Source organism: Arthrobacter sp. ISL-48 (assembly GCF_018613805.1).
Lineage (GTDB): Bacteria > Actinomycetota > Actinomycetes > Actinomycetales > Micrococcaceae > Arthrobacter.
Genome location: NZ_JAGGPL010000018.1, coordinates 307,616 through 324,069 on the forward strand (window position 1 = coordinate 307,616; position 16,454 = coordinate 324,069).

The window sequence follows — 16,454 nt, forward strand, 5'->3', positions numbered from 1 at the left end:
ATCCATTGCCATTTGATAAGAAAACGCTCAAGGACGATGGGTTCGCCGGATTCAGGGCCTTCGGCAGCCTTGAGATCATGAGGATCCCGCAAGGCACCGGTATCTTCGCGGTGCTGCGTCCGGAGGGTTTCGAGCCGCTGTTCCTGAAAAAGAGCATTGCCGGAACTTTCAAGAAGAAGGACCCCTCGCTGCCGGAACAGGCCCTCGACGCCGAATGGGTGGATGGCGCGGACATCCTCTACATGGGCAAGGCGGGGCCTGGAAGCAAAGGCAACCGTGGACTCAGGCGGCAGATCAAGGAGTTCCTGGACTTCGGCAAGGGGAAGCCACCAGGCCATTGGGACGGCAGACTGGTCTGGCAGCTCGCGAATTCTGAGGCGCTCGTCATCGCCTGGAAAGAGCTCCCGGCAGCTGAATTAGTCACTTCAGAGGCCCGGTACCACGCGGAGTTCGTCGAAACTTACGGCAGGCTGCCGTTCGCGAACCTGGTGCAGGCGCGCACCCGGAACTAGGCCCTGTCTACCCTCAAGCCGGGCCCCGGAGCCGCTCCATCTCGCGGCGGTCCTTCTTGGTGGGGCGCCCGGCGCCACGGTCCCGCTGCGGGAGGCCCAGTGCAGGCGCGATGGGCCGGGGCGGCGTGTGGTCGGTAAAGCAGTGCGAGGCAGCCTCGGCGCCGACGCGCTTGGCAATCAGCCGGCGGACTTCCAGAATCCGTTCGTACCCCGGCTGCCGCACGGTCACAGTATCGCCCGTCACCAGGGTGGCCGACGCCTTGGCCGGGCTACCGTTGAGCCGGACGTGGCCGGCACGGCAGGCGGCTGTGGCCGCCGAACGGGTTTTGTACGCCCGGATGGCCCACAACCACGCGTCGATGCGGACGCTGGCGGGGGAGGAAGGAAGACTGCTCATGGCTGGCACCGAGTATACGGCGTCGGACTCCAGGGCATTCTCCAAGGAAGAGCCCCTACCCTAGACCCGTGCCCCCACTTGACGTTGTTATTGCCGCCTGGCAGATTGACTGGGCGGCCCTGGTGATGATCAGCGCCGGCGCCCTGCTCTATGGGCTCGGCCTCAGGGCGGCGGCCACGAAAGGTAACCCCTGGCCGCTGTGGAGGACTCTGGCGTTTTACCTCCTCGGCCTAGGGTCCCTGACGCTGCTCACCTGCGGATTTCCCGGGGTCTACAGTGCACAGCTGAGGTGGGCGTTCACGCTGAAGGCATCGTTGCTGCTCTTCGTGGTGCCGCTGTTGATCGGCCTGGGAAAGCCCATCTCACTGGCAAGAGCGGCACTCCCGACCAGGGGAATTGTGCGGCTGAACGCCGTGCTGTCCCATCGCCTGGTGCGGTTCCTGGGCAACTCGATGGCGGCCCCGCTGCTCGGGCTTGCCCTCTTCTCCACGTTCCTGACCCCGCTGTTCTACACACTTCGGACGGATCCGCTGGCGGAGGCCCTGATCACCATCGCGGTTCCGCTGCTGGGCCTGCTGATGGCGCTGCCGATCATCGAGGAAGCCGACTTTCAGCGCTCCAGCGCCTTCATCACACTGGAATTCGTCTTCGTTTTCATCGAGCTGCTGATTGACGCAGTCCCGGGCATCCTGCTGCGGCTCAACGGCCAGGTACTTGACCACGTCCTGACTGCCAGCTCCCAGTCGGCCTGGTTCCCGGGCCCCCTCCGTGACCAGCAGCTGGCGGGGGACCTCCTGTGGTTCATCTGCGAGATCGTGGATCTTCCCCTGATCATCCTGATGTTCATGCGGTTCGCACGGAGCGACAAGCGGGAGGCACGCGGCTTCGATGACCTCACCGATCAGGAGCTTGACCAACTCAACGCCGAGCACCTCAAGCGCGGCCTCACTCCACGGTGACGCTCACCCGCTGCACCACATTATTGCCCAGCCCCTGGTAGTTCCAGCTCTGCTCCAGCGGCTGGGCGGCGCCGGTGGAGTCCGTGGCACGGCAGGCCAGCTCGTGCTCGCCCGGGTCCGCCACCCATGGAAGCGTCCACTTGCACCACGCGAACGGGCCCGGTGGTTTTTCGAGGTGGGCAGGCACCCATTGGCCGTCGATTCCAACGTCAACGCCGGTCACCGCTCCTTCGCCGGACCAGGCCCTGCCTTGCAGCATTACAGGACCATGCGCCAGCACCCGCTTGCGGGTGAAGAAGTCCGGGATGCCCGGCGGAACCATCAGCGAACGGACCCTGATCCGCGAAACCGGTGTGCCGGCGTCGTCCGCGGTGTGCTGGTACCGGTATGCCACCTGCTGCTGGAATCCCGTAAACGGGGCCGTCACCACTTCGATGGACTCCAGCCACTTGACGCTGGTCATGCCGTACCAGCCGGGGACCACCAGCCGCAGGGGATACCCGTGCTGCGGCGGCAGCTCACTGCCGTTCATCCGGTAGGCAAGCAGGACGTCGGGACGCAGTGCCTCGCGGATTGGCAGACTCCGCCCGTACCGCTGGCGGACGCCGCCCTGGATTCCGGCGTCAGCGCCGGTGAAGACCACTTCAACGGCTTCGGCCAGCACCCCGGCCTTCGCCAGGAGGTAGGCCAGCGGCACACCGGTCCACTCAGCAGTGCCTACTGCCTCGAGGACCCAAGGCTGGCTGATTGGCCGCGGCTTGAGCAGTGAGCGGCCGTTGCCCGCGCACTCCAGGGTGACTGGCACTGTGATGGCAGGGTCCTTCTTCAGCGCGGCCAGGCTCAGCTCCAGCGACCGCTCCACCGCGCCGCTGATCCGCAGGTGCCAGGAGGAGGCCTCGGCGTCCGGGATGTCGAAGTGCGTCAGGACGTAGTGCAGCCCCGGTGGTGTGAGATCCCGGCGGAGTGCTTCGAGCGGCATTGAATGGTTCCGCGACGCCAGCTGGAGTTCCTCCGCCGTAAGGGGTTCGGATGTGGGCTCTCCGGCGTGCGAAGCGGGACGGATAGGGCGACGGGTCCTGAAGATCTGCTTGGTCATGGCGCTGCGATTCTGTTCAGTGAGGCCGGCTGGTTCCCCTCGTCACAGGTTTACGCCGGGGCTGCGTGTCCGTCAACGCTTCTCCCAGGGTGGGTCAGAGCTGCGGCCGCTCCAGGAACTCTGCCAGGCTCAGCGGCTGCTGGCCCGTCAGGGTGCGCACGTCGGGGGACAGCCCCGCCATTTCGCCGGCTGCCATGGCCGTGTAGGTGCTCACCCAGGCATCAACCTGCCAGGGCGGTGCTCCGAAGTGGGCCCTGGAGGCGTGAGCCTCCTCGAGGGTTTCGGGGTGGTAGGTGATGGTCCGCCCGGTCCCTGCGGTCAGCAGTTCCGCCGCCCGCTCGAGGGTTAGTTCCTCCGGCCCCGTGAGGGAGTAGGTGGTTCCGACATAGCTCCTTGGCCACCATTCCGCCCAGGCCCCCGGTGGAACCGGTGACTCCGAGGTCTGGAAGGGACGACGTGTCTGGCGGGAGTGTCATGGTCCTCCTAAGCCTCGCGGCTTGGCGGAGACTTGGTCAGGGCAGGATCGCGTTCGGCGAGGGAGCCGATTGCGTCGTCGATGTTCTTCATGATCTCGGGCTCAAGGATCACGCCTGCGGCCGCCACGCTGTCCGCGAGCTGTTCCGGCCGGGAAGCACCCACGATGGCCGAGGCCACGTTGGGGTTCTGCAGCACCCAGGCCACGGCAAGCTGCGGCATGGACAGCCCGGCTTCCTCGGCGATCGGCTTAAGCCTCTGGACGCCGGTAAGCACGTCATCGCCCATCCACCGCTCGATCATCCTGGCGCCGCCTTTTTCGTCCGTGGCGCGGCTGCCTTCGGGCGCTGGCTGGCCGGGCAGGTACTTGCCGCTCAACACGCCCTGCCCGATGGGTGACCAGACAATCTGGGACACCCCCAGCTCTTCCGACGCCGGAACAACCTCCGCCTCGATGACCCGCCAGAGCATGTTGTACTGGGGCTGGTTGGAGATCAGCTGGAAGCCCAGTTCCCTGGACAGGGCGTGGCCGGCCCGGAGCTGTTCGGCTGTCCACTCGCTGACGCCGATGTACAGGGCCTTGCCCTGCCGCACGATGTCCGCGAACGCCTGCATGGTCTCTTCCAGCGGCGTCTCGAAGTCGTAGCGGTGGGCCTGGTAGAGGTCCACATAATCCGTCTGCAGCCTGCTCAGCGAACCGTTTATCGACTCCATGATGTGCTTGCGGGACAGTCCGACGTCGTTCTTGCCCTTGGGCCCGGTGGCGCCGAAGACCTTGGTGAAGATTTCCAGCGATTCGCGGCGCTCGCCTTTCAGAGCCTCGCCGAGGACTGTCTCCGCGGCGGTGTTGGCGTACACGTCCGCGGTGTCAAAGGTGCTGATGCCGGCGTCGAGTGCTGCTTTCACACACTGGGTGGCGACATCGTTCTCCACCTGCGAGCCGTGGGTCAGCCAGTTGCCGAACGTGATTTCCGAGACTTTGAAGCCGCTGTTTCCGAGGTACCTGAATTCCATGGGTTTCACGCTAGCCGAGATGGTTGTTCAAGGTAAGGGCTTTCCGGAGTGAAAGAGGAAGTTCTAGCGACGTCGGAGTTCGGCATACTCCAGCGACGGCACGATGGCTCCCGCGTCGCGCTCTACGAAGTTGGTCCCCGGCGCCACCAGTTCGTCGATCGCGTCCAGCACTGACTCGCCCAGTACGGTGTCAGCGGCCTGGAGGTACGCGTGGAGATGCTCCTCGTTGCGCGGGCCGATGATCACGCTGCTGACGGCGGGGTGGTTCAACGCAAAGCCGACGGCCAGCTCCACGAGGGACAGTTCCAGCTTGTCCGCGAGCCGCGCCAGCGAATCCGCGGCCAGCAGCTTGCGTTCACTGGCTGGCCCGGAAATGTCGTACCGGCCCGGGAGGGAATGTACCCGGGTGGGCGGCTTGCCGGCGTCGAGGACAAAATCCCCGGAGAGCCAGCCCCCGGCCAGCGGGCCGTAGGCGAGCACGCCCAGCCCGTACTGCTGCGCAATGGGGAGGACATCGCGCTCGTTTCCGCGCACGAGCATGGAATAGGGCACCTGGTTGGCTGCAGGCGGGATCAGGTGGTTGGTGGTGGCCAACCACTGCGCCTCAACGAGCTGCGCCGGCGTGAACACGGAGGTGCCGTAGTAGAGGATCTTCCCCTGCCGGATCAGGTCGTTGAGGGTGGTGATGGTCTCGAGCACGTCCGTGTTGTAGTCCGGCCGGTGCGCCTGGTAAAGGTCAATCCGGTCCGTCTGGAGCCGGCGGAGGCTGCCCTCCACGGCCTGCATGATCCATCGTCGGGAGTTACCGGAATGGGCCGGGTTGGCGCTCATCTGCCCGTGAAACTTCGTTGCCAGGAAGACGTCGTCGCGCCGGCCGCGGAGGGCGCGGCCCACTACCTGCTCCGACTCGCCCTGGGAGTACACGTCGGCAGTGTCGACGGCGGTGATGCCGGCATCAAGGGCCGACTGGATAATGCGGATGCTCTCGTCCGCGCCAGTAGGCGCACCGCCGGACGCGCCGCCCGGGCCCTCGCCGAAGTTCATGGTGCCCAAAGTCAGCGGGCTGACAGGCGTGCCTGACCGCCCGAATACCCGCAGTGCGCCGAGGCTCATCCAGGGTTCCTCACATTCGATTGCCCACGCGGTTGCTGTGGATCGTCACGAGGCTACACAGATTCGGCGGCACCCGGCCGGTCGGGGAATTAGTACTTCGCTTTTCGTAGCAAGGGGTAACGAAACAAGGTGCGGTGACGATTTATGAAGGTGCCCGAGCTGTTGCCAGGGGCACGCTTAGTGCCGGTCCGCCTGCAGCTTGGGCTTCAGGGCCTTGTCGTGGGCGGACATTGACACGAGTGAACCGGTATCCAGCAGGGACAGCGGCGCAGTGGCGGAAGGCTTCTTGAAGGTCCGGGGAACGTCGCGCAGAGGATGGTCCTTGTGCAGTGCCGACTCCACGAGCGGGGCCACCGCCACCACCGTTTCCGCAGGCACACCGGGACCGGGTGGATCAGCAGCCGGGTGCTTGATGTCAGGAACGGACGCCCGTGCCCGCGCCATGGCCCGGGCGTCCGCCTCTGCAACCGCGGTGGCCCAGTCCTTGGCCAGCACAGGCGGCTCGCGGCGGGCGGCGGTCAGCAAGGGGTGATGTACCACGGCGGTGCGGAGCCGGGAGCGGAGCTGCGACGGCTTCAGGAGGGTTCCCCAGTCACGCGGACTCCGCCGTGCGGCTGGCCGAGCGGTGGAAACCGGGGGTTCGGCTGGCGGAACGACGCCGGAGCCGTCAGGGAGCGGCAGGTGCACCACGGCGACGGTTTCGCTCTTGGGAACCCTGCCGAACAGGGCCATGACCGTCAAGGCAACCAGCCGGCCAAGTCCCGCCAGAACCAGCGTGGCAACAACCAGCAGGAACAGGCCAAAGAACATCATCAAGGCGAGGCCGAGGGTTCCGAAAAAGGTCAGGTTCAGGGCAATCGTCGTCGAATCTCCCACGTCACCTCTCCTATCTGCCAGCAGCGGAGTCCGTGCCGGCACCCATCACCACGGGCAACAGCCCCTCCACTACCTTACGGACTATTTGTGGGCCACACTGCCGCCGGGCGGGGTGCGCCCGAGGTTGTTTCGAACCTGTTACCGGATATGACAACAGCAGGGCGCCTATAGTCGGAACTGACACCGAGGGCCACGGCAAAGTGGCCCCGGCCCTACCGGACAGGAGCACCATGTTTGAACCGCCGATCAATGCCCGAAGGTGCGTTTGCCTGTCCGGCGAGGAATACTTCGAGTGCTGCGGGCGCTTCCATGACGGCGAGGCGGAGGCGGCCACGGCGGAGCAGCTCATGCGCTCCCGTTACAGTGCTTTCGTCCTGATGGAGGCCGACTACCTGATGCGGACGTGGCATCCGGACACCGCACCGTCCGAGCTGGAACTGGACCCGGGCCTGGAATGGCGCCGCCTGGACATCCTGTCCACCAGGCGGGGCGGGCCGCTGGACACCGAGGGTTGGGTGGAGTTCAAAGCCCACTTCGTGCACAACAGCGAACGCGGAGTCCATCACGAAACCAGCTCCTTCGTGCGTGAGAACCGCCGCTGGTACTACGTCGACGCCGTTCTGCCCGCCTAGCCCTCGTCGTACTCTTCGTCCGGGGTAAAGCCTGCCCGGTCCACCTTGCGGTGGAAGTGCATCCCTGCCAGCCCGCCCAGCACCGCTCCCACGAGCGCAACCAGGGCCACCACAACGGCGGCAATGATGCTCGCCGTGGTCAGCTCCCCTTCATTGACTGGGATCCGTGGAAAGCTGTTCAGGTTGGCCAGGATGTTGAACTGCTGCCCGGCAATGAGCCCCAGCAAGGCCACCACGACAGCGGCGATCAGCGCCCAGATCCAGACCATGAAGCCCTGTTTCGCCCCGTTGAACCTTGCCATCCTGCCTGCGACGTAGCCGCCTGAGTAATAGGAGACGAACAGGATCACGAGGAGGACGACGATTCCGACGATGCCCACGGTGCCGTTGGTTGTCATCTGCCTGACGGCATCAGCGACGTTTGCGTTGTTGGCCAGGCCCACGGCCGTCCCCGCTGCGGCCACCAGGGCAGTCAGGAGCACCGACATGCCGGTAGCGGTGAGCCAGCCGAAGAACGCCGATCCTACTTTGATGCCGCCGAACTGTTCCTTCTCCCTGGCCACGGCGGTCTGCCTGTCCGTCAGGCGCGGGTCTGCCACCACAGGGTAGGCAGACCGGTCGTCAACAACGGCCGGGTCAACCTGTTGGGAGCCCGTCCGGTACTCCGTTCCACCGGGGGCAGCCTGCGCCTGCTCGTAGGAACGTGTGGGCTCACCGCCGGCGAACGCTTCGTCACGGGCTGTTTCACTCCGTAGATTCTCATTCCGGGCTCGCCGCGGAAGGTCCTGTGGATCTGTTGGGCTGCTCATGACACAACTCAACCACTGCTCGTGACAGATAACAAGGAAGCTTACTATCTGCTAGCGGTAGCTCCGGTGCAGGTTTTCCTTCTGTGAGGGCCCCGGAGTTGCGTCAGCAATCCACGGTCCGGTGCCTTCGGACGGGTCCAGAACGCCGGCCTCCAGCCACGTGTACTCGCCGGCCAGGACCTTGCGTGAAAGGTCATGGTCGAGGTCGTCGGTATTCCGCCAGAGCTGGTCAAAGTACTCGTCAACACGGACCCGGGCCTGCTCGCAATATGCCTCGGCCAGCTCGTAGGCGGCAGCGGCCCGCTCCGGCGCGGTGTGGAGTATCATCTCGGCCCGCGAGCAGCACGCAGCCATCGCGTACAACTCCGCACCGATGTCCACCACGCGTCCCAGGAAGGCCTGCTTGTACTCCAGTTTGGCCTGCCAGCGGCCCATGCCGTAGAACGTCTGCCGGGCCAGCCGGCGCGAGGACCGCTCCACAAACCGCAGCTGCTTGGCCAGCCGCCCGAACTCGCTGTAGGACCTCGGGTCCATCCCTGCACCAGCCACCAGCTTCGGTAGCCACTTCGCATAAAATCCTGAAGCCCCGACGGCGGCCCTGGCCTTTTCGGACAGGCTGGCGTCCACCGAGGCGAGGTCACCGGCGGCCGCCAGGTGCGCGTCCACAGCTTCCCGGGCGATGAGCAGCTTCATGATCTCCGAGGACCCTTCGAAGATCCTGTTGATCCGGAGATCGCGCAGCTGCTGCTCGGCCGGAACCGCACGCTCGCCCCGGGCCTCCAGCGATTCGGCGGTCTCGAAGCCGCGGCCGCCGCGGATCTGCACTAACTCGTCCGCGATCTTGCAGCTGATCTCCGTGGACCACAGCTTGGCGAGTGCGGCCTCGATCCGCACGTCCTTCTGGCCGGCGTCGGCGAGTTCAGCGGACAGTTCAAAGACGGCGTCCAAGGCAAAGGCGGAGGCGGCAATGAAGGCGATTTTCTTGCCCACGGCCTCATGCTCGCCCACAGGCCGGCCCCACTGACTTCGCGCGTTGGACCACTCCCGGGCAATCTTCAGGCTCCACCGACCCGACGCGACGCACAGGGCCGGGAGGGCAAGCCGGCCCGTGTTGAGGGTGCTGAGCGCGATTTTCAGGCCCTGGCCTTCGCGGCCCAGCCTGTTCGCGGCAGGCACGCGGACCTGGTGGAAGCGGGTCACCCCGTTTTCGATGCCCCGCAGCCCCATGAAAGCGTTCCGGTTTTCCACGGTGATGCCGGGGGAGTTCATCTCCACCACAAATGCGCTGATGCCGCCCTTGTGCATAGTGCCGTCGGTGTCCGTGTGCGCCGGGACGAGGGCCATGACCACAACCAGCTCGGCGATCACCCCGTTGGTGGTCCACAGTTTCACGCCGTCCAAAAGGTAGGACCCGCCGTCGTCCGTGGGAACTGCCGTGCTGCCCATCCGGGCAGGATCGCTGCCCACATCCGGTTCCGTCAACAGGAAGGCAGTGATGGCGCCGGCCGCGCACCGGGGAAGGTACTCCCTTTTCTGTTCCGGCGTGCCGAACACCTTCACGGGTTCCGGCACGCCGATCGACTGGTGGGCAGAGAGTAGTGCGCCGATGCTGGGGTGGACGCTGCCCAGCAACGCCAGGGCTCGGCCGTAGTACACCAGCGAAAGACCCAGGCCGCCGTACTCACGCGGGATCTTCATGCCAAAAGCGCCCAGCTCAGCCAGGCCGCTGAGGTAGTCGTCCGGGATCCTGGAATCGCGTTCGATCACTCGGCCGGACAGCGTGCGGGCGTACTCCGTAAGCCGTGCCATGAAAGCCTCGCCGCGCTCCACGTCATCCGCGGCGGCTGTCGGCCACGGATGGATCAGGCTGAGGTCGAAGCTGCCCAGGTACAGGCCTTTTGCGAAGCTGGGCCTGTCCCAGCCGGTCTCGCGGGCGGCCTCCGCAACTGCGCGGGCTTCTTCCGCGGTGACCTCAGGGCCGATCTTGCGGGCGGCAACGGGGGTTTCTGCTGCGGGACTGTCGGTTGCGGGACTGTCAGTGGCGGAGCTCATGGGTCATCTCCTCTAACCGGATGGCCGGTAAAGCCCAGGATCCGCCGGGTTGGAGAACCCTTCAGCTGTCCCCCTATATTACCCGCGGGTAGCTTCCGGTGCTAGGGGCTGACTGTCCTTGGAATTCGCCGGGAATCTCCACCGTTGACGCGTGGTGCACCAGCCTGTCCCAGCCGTGGTTAATGCCGTGGACCACGGCCACCAGGAGGCTGTACGCCAGGAACCAGGCCAGCTTCCCCACGCCCAGGAGGAGCAATGAGATAAACCCGGCCATCAGGACGAACACCAGCAGAAGCAGGGCAACCGCCAGCGTTCCGACGAACACCATGGTGGCTGTCTCCACTGCATCTAAGTCGAACTGCATGCTTCCCCCTGCTGCACCGTTGCTTGCGTTGGATCAGTAGGACTGAGCGTAGGGTTGGCTGCCATTTTTATCCAGATCCGGCGCGCCCGCACCCCCTGTTGATATGGGATCGAAATGCTACCGGAAGGTAGGTCACGGGACGGTCGCGGGAAACGTCCCCCGCCTTGCTTCCGAGGGCTCTGCGTTAACCTTGTAGTTGGCAGTTTTCGCTGAATCCTGCGCCGACGTCCCCCCAGCAGCTGAAGGAGTGTGTGTGCCCCGCTCCGCCAGGTCATCCGCTGACGCCATCAGCGCCCGGCTCCGGGACCTCGAACTCCTCACCAAGGGGCCCGCGTGGGCCTTGACGCGGTCGGCACCCTGGGTGATCGCCGTACTCCAGGCGTCCTTCACCCGCACCCGGCCTCAGCTTCCGCTGGAAGAGTTCCATGCCGACGTCGACTCCTTCCTTGAGCAGCTCCGCCGGCAGACGCCCGGTACGGGAGAGCAACAGGGAAGCGCCGTCAACGGCGCGCCGTCCGGAAAAAAATACGCGGACGAGTGGACCCGCAAGCACTTCCTGACCAGGCGCAACCAGTCGGGCCAGATCGTCTACGAAGTCACCGAGCCAGCCGCACGCGTGCTTGCCTTCCTGGACAGCCTCTCCAGCGAACGGTCCACGCTGAATGGTTCCCGGCTGGGCACGCTGCTGGGCGATGTGGAGAAGCTCGCCAACGAGACCAACCCTGACCAGAGCGCCCGGCTGGAATCCCTTGAGGAAGAGATCGAAGAACGTCAGCAGCTGATCGAGGACATCAGCTCGGGCGACTATGACGGCCTGCTCGACGACGACGAAGCCGTTGAAGCCGCCGGCAACATCCTGGACCTGGCTGCGAGCCTGCCCGCCGACTACAAGAAGATGCGCGACCGTATCGAGGACCTGGTGGGCGAGCTGCGCAACCAGATCATCGAAGAGTCGCTGAGCAAGGGTGCCACCATGGCACAGGTCCTCGATGCGGACAAGCGGCTGCGGCAGAGCCCAGAAGGAAGGACCTTCCGCTCCTTCACCGCATTCCTTGAGGACCCGCAGCAACAACTCCGGTTCCGCTCGGCCATCGGCGAAGTCCTCAGCCGGCAGTTCGCCGACGGCCTGTCTCCTGAGGACCGCGAAACCCTGAAAAACCTCGTTGCCGAACTGCGCCAGCAGCACAGCCAGATCCAGCGCATCTACGGCAAACTCAGCGAAAGCCTCAACACTTACGTCCAGAGCGATGACTTTCGCCAGTCCGTGCGGCTCCGCAAAGTACTCCGTGAGGCCGAGCAGGCCATCCGGTCGCTCCCCTACGAGCGGGAACGCCCGGGCCTGGTCCGCGGTCCCGTGCTGTTCAACGCCGGTTTTGAGTCCCTGGCCATGGTCAAGCTCTACGACCCGGACGAGTTCGCGGTGCCGCCCAGGCTCGCGGATCCCATCGCCTTCAGCGATTCAGACCGCGTGCGCTCGCCGAGGACAGGGAAGGCCAGCCCCGAAGTTGTCCGTGCCGCAGTCGCCGGGGCCTCCACTCTCGCCGAGGCGTGGGGGCAGCTTCCGCCGGAGGAACGGCACATAAATACCATCCGCGCCCTCCTCTCGCACGCCCTTCAAGCCGGAGCCGACTTTGACCGCGAAGCCTGGCACGGCCTGGACTTCGAACAGATAGACGGCACCACCCGCAGGGCGTACCTGCCGGTGGTCACCCTCGCAAAGGATTCACATGACTGAAGAAATCACGACGGCGGCGCCCGCAGTTGAAGAGGAAGCAGCCCATGTCCCGGCGGCGACCGCTGCCGAACGCCCCTTCAACGTCACCCCCCGGGATACATTTGTGGACGGGGCGGCGCTGTTTCCGGGAGACACCGGTGTGCTGTCCATGAAGGTCCGCCAGGCGCTGGTAAAGCTGCTGAAGGGCCCGTATGTCGACGGTGGCCGGGACGAAAAACTGTGGACCACGCTGCTGGATAATCAGCTGATCCTGCGCAGCCGCCTGTCCGAAGTCTTCCTCAACCTTCAGTTGGACCACGAGCGAAAGATCGCCGTGCTGCGCCCGGTTGATCCGGAGGCCATCGGCGGCAGCACACGCTCCAGTATCCTGCGCCAGCAGCGCGCGCTGAGCCGGGTGGAAACGATCGTGCTGCTTCGCCTGCGCCTGCTGCTGGACCGCCACGTCACGGCCCAGACGGATCCGACCATCACCCGCGAGGAAATCGCCGACCTCGTGGCCCACTACCAGCCTGCCGGCCAGCAGGATGCACTCAGGGATTCGGACGTGGTCAACCGGGCCATCACCAAACTCCTGGCCCGCCAGCTCCTCCTCACCACAGGCTTGGACGACGTCTACACCATCTCCAACGCCCTCCCCCTGGCCCTGCCCTTCGAAAACATCGGCGACATCCCGGCTCAAATCGAAGCCCTGGTTGCGGCCACCACGGACAAGTCGGGAACGGAGCCGCTGCTAGAGCTCGACGGCGAGACTTCCGCGGAGGAGGACGGCGGGGACGACGACGCCGATGGTGAAGTAACAAACGACGACGGCGGCGATGCCGCCCAGGGAGCGGCATCGCCGTCGGCGTCCCCCAGCGCGGCACGAGAGGACACCAAATGAGCATCGCGACCATGCTGCCGATGGGGGAGCTCACCAACCCCGGCCAGATGCGCCTTGCCCTGGTCCAGGTAGTCAACTGGGGGACCTTCCATGGGGCGCACACCATGCACGTGGACCGCAATGGCACGCTGCTGACGGGCAACTCGGGCGTGGGCAAGTCAACGCTCTTTGACGCCATGCTGCGGGTGTTTGACGCCCGGCCGCGGTCAAACGAGGCGGCCGCCCAACGCGCCGGCGGTGCCGTTGAGGACAAGAGGACCACGTTCACGTACATGCGCGGCAAAGTTGGCGACAAAGCTGTGGGCGAGGGGTCGGCCAGTGCGTTCCAGCGCCCGGGTGCCACATGGTCCGCCGTCGCCCTGACGTTCGACAATGCAGCAGGTGCCCGGCTTACCGTATCGGCCCTGTTCGACCTGCCGAAGAATGGGACCGAATCCAGTGTCGGCCGTTTCTACCTGATCGACGGGAAGCCGCTGGATCTGCCCGCCATCGAGGACATTGCAGAAAGGCGCTTCACCAAGGCAGCGCTGGAATCCATCTTCTCCGACGCCCAGATCTTCGATGTCCACAAGGCCTTCGCGGAGCGGTTCCGTCGCCTGCTGGGCATCAGCTCAGACCAGGCCTTGCCGCTGCTGCGTGTCATCCAGGCAGGCAAGGGCCTGGGCGGCAGCGTCAACACGTTCTTCCGCGACCAGGTCCTCGACGCGCCTGCCACCCTCACCGCCGCGGATGACGTGGTGGAGGAATTCAGCAACTTGATGTCCATCCGGCAGCGGCTGGAGGACGTGCGCCAGCAGCGGGACCAGTTGGCGCCGGTTCCCGGCCTGAACAAGGATTACGCCCAGTCGTTGCTGGATGCGAACCGCCTCCGGGACCTGGCCGGGGAGGAGTTCGAGGCCTACAAGCAGCAGCTCGCGGTCACGGTGCACCAGAAAACCTTGGCGCGATTCAAGGAGCTTGCCCAGGCGAAGGCCAAGGAACTCGGGGCTGAGCGCGCCGTTCGTGACGGCCTGGCCAAGGAACTGCGCCAGCTGGAGACCGACTACAACAACCAGGGCGGCAACGCGATCTCCGCGATCGAGCAGTCGCTCGACAACGCCCGCGTAGGACTCCGGCTCCGCCAGCAGGTGGAGGAAGCGGCCCGGAACGCACTGGCCGACGCCGGTCTACAGCTTGAATGGACGCTCGCGGGATGGGAACAGGCCCATGAGCAGGCGGCCGCCCGGTCGGCAGAACTGAAGGACGATTCCCAGGCCCTCCAGGAACTCCGCTTCGAGGCCTTTGATGACCATGCCACCAAGAAACGCGAGCTCGCTGCTGCGCAGCAGGAGCTCGTGTCGCTGAAAACCCGCAAGTCCCTGCTGCCGCCGTCGAGCATTGAAAACCGCGCGGCAATCGCTGCCGCCACCGGGGTTTCCGAGGAGCGGATGCCGTTCGGCGGCGAGCTGATCGACCTCGCCGAAGGGGAAGAGCAGTGGCGGCCAGCCGCGGAACGCGCGCTCCGGAACCTCGCCACCACGCTGCTCGTCCCCGGCGAACATTTTGCCGAGGTGACCCGTTACCTCAACGACAACAAGGTTCGCGGCGCCCTGCGCGCCGTGGACGTGTCCAAGCCCCTGACCGGCGGCGCGCTGGCTGTGGAGGACGTGCGCGACGGCGATCTGCTCACCAAGCTGGACATCCTCGCCACGGGCGCGGCAGCGGACGCCGGGGAATGGATCCGCGAGCGGATCGCCCTCGACTTCGCCTACCCGTGCGTCCAGGACCCGGCCGAGCTGGCCAGGCTGGACAAGGGCCTGAGCCTGGGCGGCGTCGTGAAGCGAAACCGCCACACGGTGGAAAAGGACGACCGTTTCACCAGCCGGCAGGACTATGTGCTGGGCTTCGACAATGCCTCCAAGCTGGAGCTCGTTGGCGCGCAAGTGGAGGACCTGCAGCAGGAACTGGCCAAGGCGGCCGAGCTGGCGAAGAGCCGGGAGGAATCACACCAGGGGATGAGCCGCCAGCTCGAGGCTCTGCGGAATATCGCCGAGGACCACCGGCCCTGGGAGCACGTGTCCGCAGCGGTGGCCGCGGATGAGCTCGCCCGGATCGAACAGCGGCTCAAGGACGCACTGGCAGCCCAGGCGGACCTGGAACCGCTGCGCGCCAACATCGAAGCGGCCCGGCAGAAACACCAGTCCAGCACGGAGGCCGCTGCCGTCCTGCAGAGTGAGTACAAGGCGCTGGACCGCCAGCTGAGCACTGCTGATTCACTCCTGGAAGCCGCGCGGGCGCGCCTGGAGCAGTCGCCGCCGTCGGACGCTACCGTCATGGCGCTTGAGCCGTACTTCAAGGACTTCGGCGACATCACCGAAATGCACGAGCTGGACAACCTGGCAAACCGCGTGCGCACGGCGCTCTTGGGCGAGCTGCACGCTGCGGAGTCCCGAGGTCAGGCCACCTCGGAGCGGCTGACCCGGATTTTCGAAGGTTTTGTGCGGGACTGGGGCATGGCCATCTCGGCGGACCATGGAACGTCCATCGGCGCCGCAGGGGAGTTCGAGACCCGGTACCACGCGATTGTGAGCGATGGCCTTCCGGCTCAGGAGGCCGAGTTCCGGCAGTTCTTCAACCAGCGCACGCACGAATCCTTCAGTACGCTGCTGCATCTGCTGGACGAGGAACGCCGCGCCATCACCAGCCGCATCCTGCCCCTCAACGGCATCCTCTCCCAGGTCAACTTCCATGAGGGCAGCTTCCTGGAACTGGACATCAAGCAGACGCTGCCGGCCACCGCCAAGCAGTTCAAGGACGCCATCCAGAACGCGCTGAAGGCCCGGCATGCCCGGCCGCCCCGCGCGGCTTCCGGTTCCGAAGCGGCCGGTCCCGACGACGACGCCGAGCTGACCACCCGGTACAAATCCCTGGAAACGCTGGTGAAACGGCTCGGCTCCCAGACGCCGGAGGACCGGCGCTGGCGGGCGGAGGTGCTGGATGTCCGCGGACATCTGTTCATCCAGTGCAAGGAGCACCGCGAAGTTCAGGGGGCGCTTTCGGGCAAAAAGGGCGGCAGGAAGACCGACGTCTACATGCACGCTGACACCGGTTCCATGTCCGGCGGCGAGCGGCAGCGTTTCACGGCGTTCATCATGGCCGCGGCGCTGAGCTACCAGCTGGGCATTGCCGAGCAGGGCTTCACCACCTATGGCACCGTGATGATGGACGAGGCTTTTGTGCTGGCGTCCGAGGAGTTTGCCGGCGCCGGTATTAAGGCGCTGCACGAGTTTGGGTTCCAGTTGCTCCTCGCTGCGCCGGAAAACGTGATTGACCTTTCCAGACACCTCGGATCCGTTACGGAGATCCTGCGGGACAAGCGCACCAACCGCTCGGGCGTGCTCACGGCCCCGGTGATCCGGCGCACGCCGGGAGCTGAAGGAGCCTGGCGGTCCGAGGCGAACCCCGTGGATATCGTCCTCCGCTGACTACCTTCCCCCCGGACGCTCTCTCACCTTTGGTGGGTTTTGCCCGGACGCTCCCTCACGTTAGCTGTGAGGGAGCG

General features: G+C 65.6%; 14 protein-coding genes. 6 read left to right on the top strand and 8 right to left on the bottom strand.

The window, feature by feature from the left end:
* Positions 1–5: 5 nt before the first annotated feature.
* Entirely contained in the window at positions 6–512 is a 507-nt protein-coding gene (locus J7E83_RS16515) for a hypothetical protein (RefSeq protein ID WP_214964403.1), read from the top strand.
* A 13-nt stretch (positions 513–525) separates the two neighbouring features.
* Here J7E83_RS16515 and J7E83_RS16520 read toward each other — a convergent pair whose 3' ends face one another.
* Complete coding sequence (locus J7E83_RS16520) at positions 526–909, bottom strand: RNA-binding S4 domain-containing protein (RefSeq protein WP_214964407.1); 384 nt, start codon at positions 907–909, stop codon at positions 526–528.
* A 68-nt stretch (positions 910–977) separates the two neighbouring features.
* Here J7E83_RS16520 and J7E83_RS16525 point away from each other — a divergent pair, with 68 nt between their 5' ends.
* Entirely contained in the window at positions 978–1,868 is an 891-nt protein-coding gene (locus J7E83_RS16525) for a cytochrome c oxidase assembly protein (protein ID WP_214964409.1), read from the top strand.
* On the opposite strand, the gene J7E83_RS16530 is transcribed toward J7E83_RS16525, so the two are convergent.
* The 4 genes from J7E83_RS16530 to J7E83_RS16550 form a co-directional block, all read right to left on the bottom strand.
* Positions 1,855–2,964, bottom strand: coding sequence for a sulfite oxidase (locus tag J7E83_RS16530; protein ID WP_214964411.1), 1,110 nt, complete (start codon positions 2,962–2,964; stop codon positions 1,855–1,857). The genes J7E83_RS16525 and J7E83_RS16530 overlap by 14 nt on opposite strands.
* Before the next feature lie 483 nt (positions 2,965–3,447).
* Entirely contained in the window at positions 3,448–4,452 is a 1,005-nt protein-coding gene (locus J7E83_RS16540) for an aldo/keto reductase family protein (RefSeq protein WP_214964413.1), read from the bottom strand.
* Between the two features lie 63 nt (positions 4,453–4,515).
* Positions 4,516–5,565, bottom strand: coding sequence for an aldo/keto reductase (locus tag J7E83_RS16545; protein WP_214964415.1), 1,050 nt, complete (start codon positions 5,563–5,565; stop codon positions 4,516–4,518).
* A gap of 177 nt (positions 5,566–5,742) precedes the next feature.
* Positions 5,743–6,441: a hypothetical protein gene (locus J7E83_RS16550; RefSeq protein WP_214964417.1), complete on the bottom strand. Its 699-nt coding sequence runs from the start codon at positions 6,439–6,441 to the stop codon at positions 5,743–5,745.
* A gap of 230 nt (positions 6,442–6,671) precedes the next feature.
* Here J7E83_RS16550 and J7E83_RS16555 point away from each other — a divergent pair, with 230 nt between their 5' ends.
* Positions 6,672–7,073 (top strand): YchJ family protein, encoded by a 402-nt coding sequence (locus J7E83_RS16555; protein WP_214964420.1) that lies wholly within the window; start codon positions 6,672–6,674, stop codon positions 7,071–7,073.
* Here the strand turns inward: J7E83_RS16555 and J7E83_RS16560 are convergent.
* The 3 genes from J7E83_RS16560 to J7E83_RS16570 form a co-directional block, all read right to left on the bottom strand.
* Positions 7,070–7,882: a TIGR04086 family membrane protein gene (locus J7E83_RS16560; RefSeq protein WP_214964422.1), complete on the bottom strand. Its 813-nt coding sequence runs from the start codon at positions 7,880–7,882 to the stop codon at positions 7,070–7,072. The genes J7E83_RS16555 and J7E83_RS16560 overlap by 4 nt on opposite strands.
* A gap of 51 nt (positions 7,883–7,933) precedes the next feature.
* Positions 7,934–9,934: an acyl-CoA dehydrogenase family protein gene (locus tag J7E83_RS16565; RefSeq protein WP_214964424.1), complete on the bottom strand. Its 2,001-nt coding sequence runs from the start codon at positions 9,932–9,934 to the stop codon at positions 7,934–7,936.
* A 73-nt stretch (positions 9,935–10,007) separates the two neighbouring features.
* Positions 10,008–10,298, bottom strand: a complete 291-nt coding sequence (locus J7E83_RS16570) for a hypothetical protein (RefSeq protein ID WP_214964427.1) — start codon at positions 10,296–10,298, stop codon at positions 10,008–10,010.
* Between the two features lie 253 nt (positions 10,299–10,551).
* On the opposite strand from J7E83_RS16570, the gene J7E83_RS16575 reads away from it, so the two are divergent.
* Genes J7E83_RS16575 through J7E83_RS16585 form a run of 3 tightly spaced genes read left to right on the top strand, consistent with a single transcriptional unit; the run spans position 10,552 to position 16,377 of the window.
* Positions 10,552–12,033, top strand: a complete 1,482-nt coding sequence (locus tag J7E83_RS16575) for a DUF3375 family protein (protein WP_214964429.1) — start codon at positions 10,552–10,554, stop codon at positions 12,031–12,033.
* Complete coding sequence (locus tag J7E83_RS16580) at positions 12,026–12,913, top strand: DUF4194 domain-containing protein (RefSeq protein ID WP_214964430.1); 888 nt, start codon at positions 12,026–12,028, stop codon at positions 12,911–12,913. Before J7E83_RS16575 ends, J7E83_RS16580 begins: the two co-directional genes overlap by 8 nt.
* Positions 12,910–16,377 (top strand): ATP-binding protein, encoded by a 3,468-nt coding sequence (locus tag J7E83_RS16585; protein WP_214964432.1) that lies wholly within the window; start codon positions 12,910–12,912, stop codon positions 16,375–16,377. The genes J7E83_RS16580 and J7E83_RS16585 overlap by 4 nt, the downstream gene beginning before the upstream one ends.
* Positions 16,378–16,454 lie beyond the last annotated feature (77 nt).

Excerpts from the sequence above, each read along its gene's own strand:
- J7E83_RS16580 (WP_214964430.1), top strand. The coding sequence starts at position 12,026 with ATGACTGAAGAAATCACGACGGCGGCGCCCGCAGTTGAAGAGGAAGCA.
- J7E83_RS16560 (WP_214964422.1), bottom strand. The coding sequence starts at position 7,882 with ATGAGCAGCCCAACAGATCCACAGGACCTTCCGCGGCGAGCCCGGAAT.
- J7E83_RS16555 (WP_214964420.1), top strand. The coding sequence starts at position 6,672 with ATGTTTGAACCGCCGATCAATGCCCGAAGGTGCGTTTGCCTGTCCGGC.
- J7E83_RS16545 (WP_214964415.1), bottom strand. The coding sequence starts at position 5,565 with ATGAGCCTCGGCGCACTGCGGGTATTCGGGCGGTCAGGCACGCCTGTC.
- J7E83_RS16520 (WP_214964407.1), bottom strand. The coding sequence starts at position 909 with ATGAGCAGTCTTCCTTCCTCCCCCGCCAGCGTCCGCATCGACGCGTGG.
- J7E83_RS16540 (WP_214964413.1), bottom strand. The coding sequence starts at position 4,452 with ATGGAATTCAGGTACCTCGGAAACAGCGGCTTCAAAGTCTCGGAAATC.
- J7E83_RS16585 (WP_214964432.1), top strand. The coding sequence starts at position 12,910 with ATGAGCATCGCGACCATGCTGCCGATGGGGGAGCTCACCAACCCCGGC.
- J7E83_RS16530 (WP_214964411.1), bottom strand. The coding sequence starts at position 2,964 with ATGACCAAGCAGATCTTCAGGACCCGTCGCCCTATCCGTCCCGCTTCG.
- J7E83_RS16570 (WP_214964427.1), bottom strand. The coding sequence starts at position 10,298 with ATGCAGTTCGACTTAGATGCAGTGGAGACAGCCACCATGGTGTTCGTC.
- J7E83_RS16565 (WP_214964424.1), bottom strand. The coding sequence starts at position 9,934 with ATGAGCTCCGCCACTGACAGTCCCGCAACCGACAGTCCCGCAGCAGAA.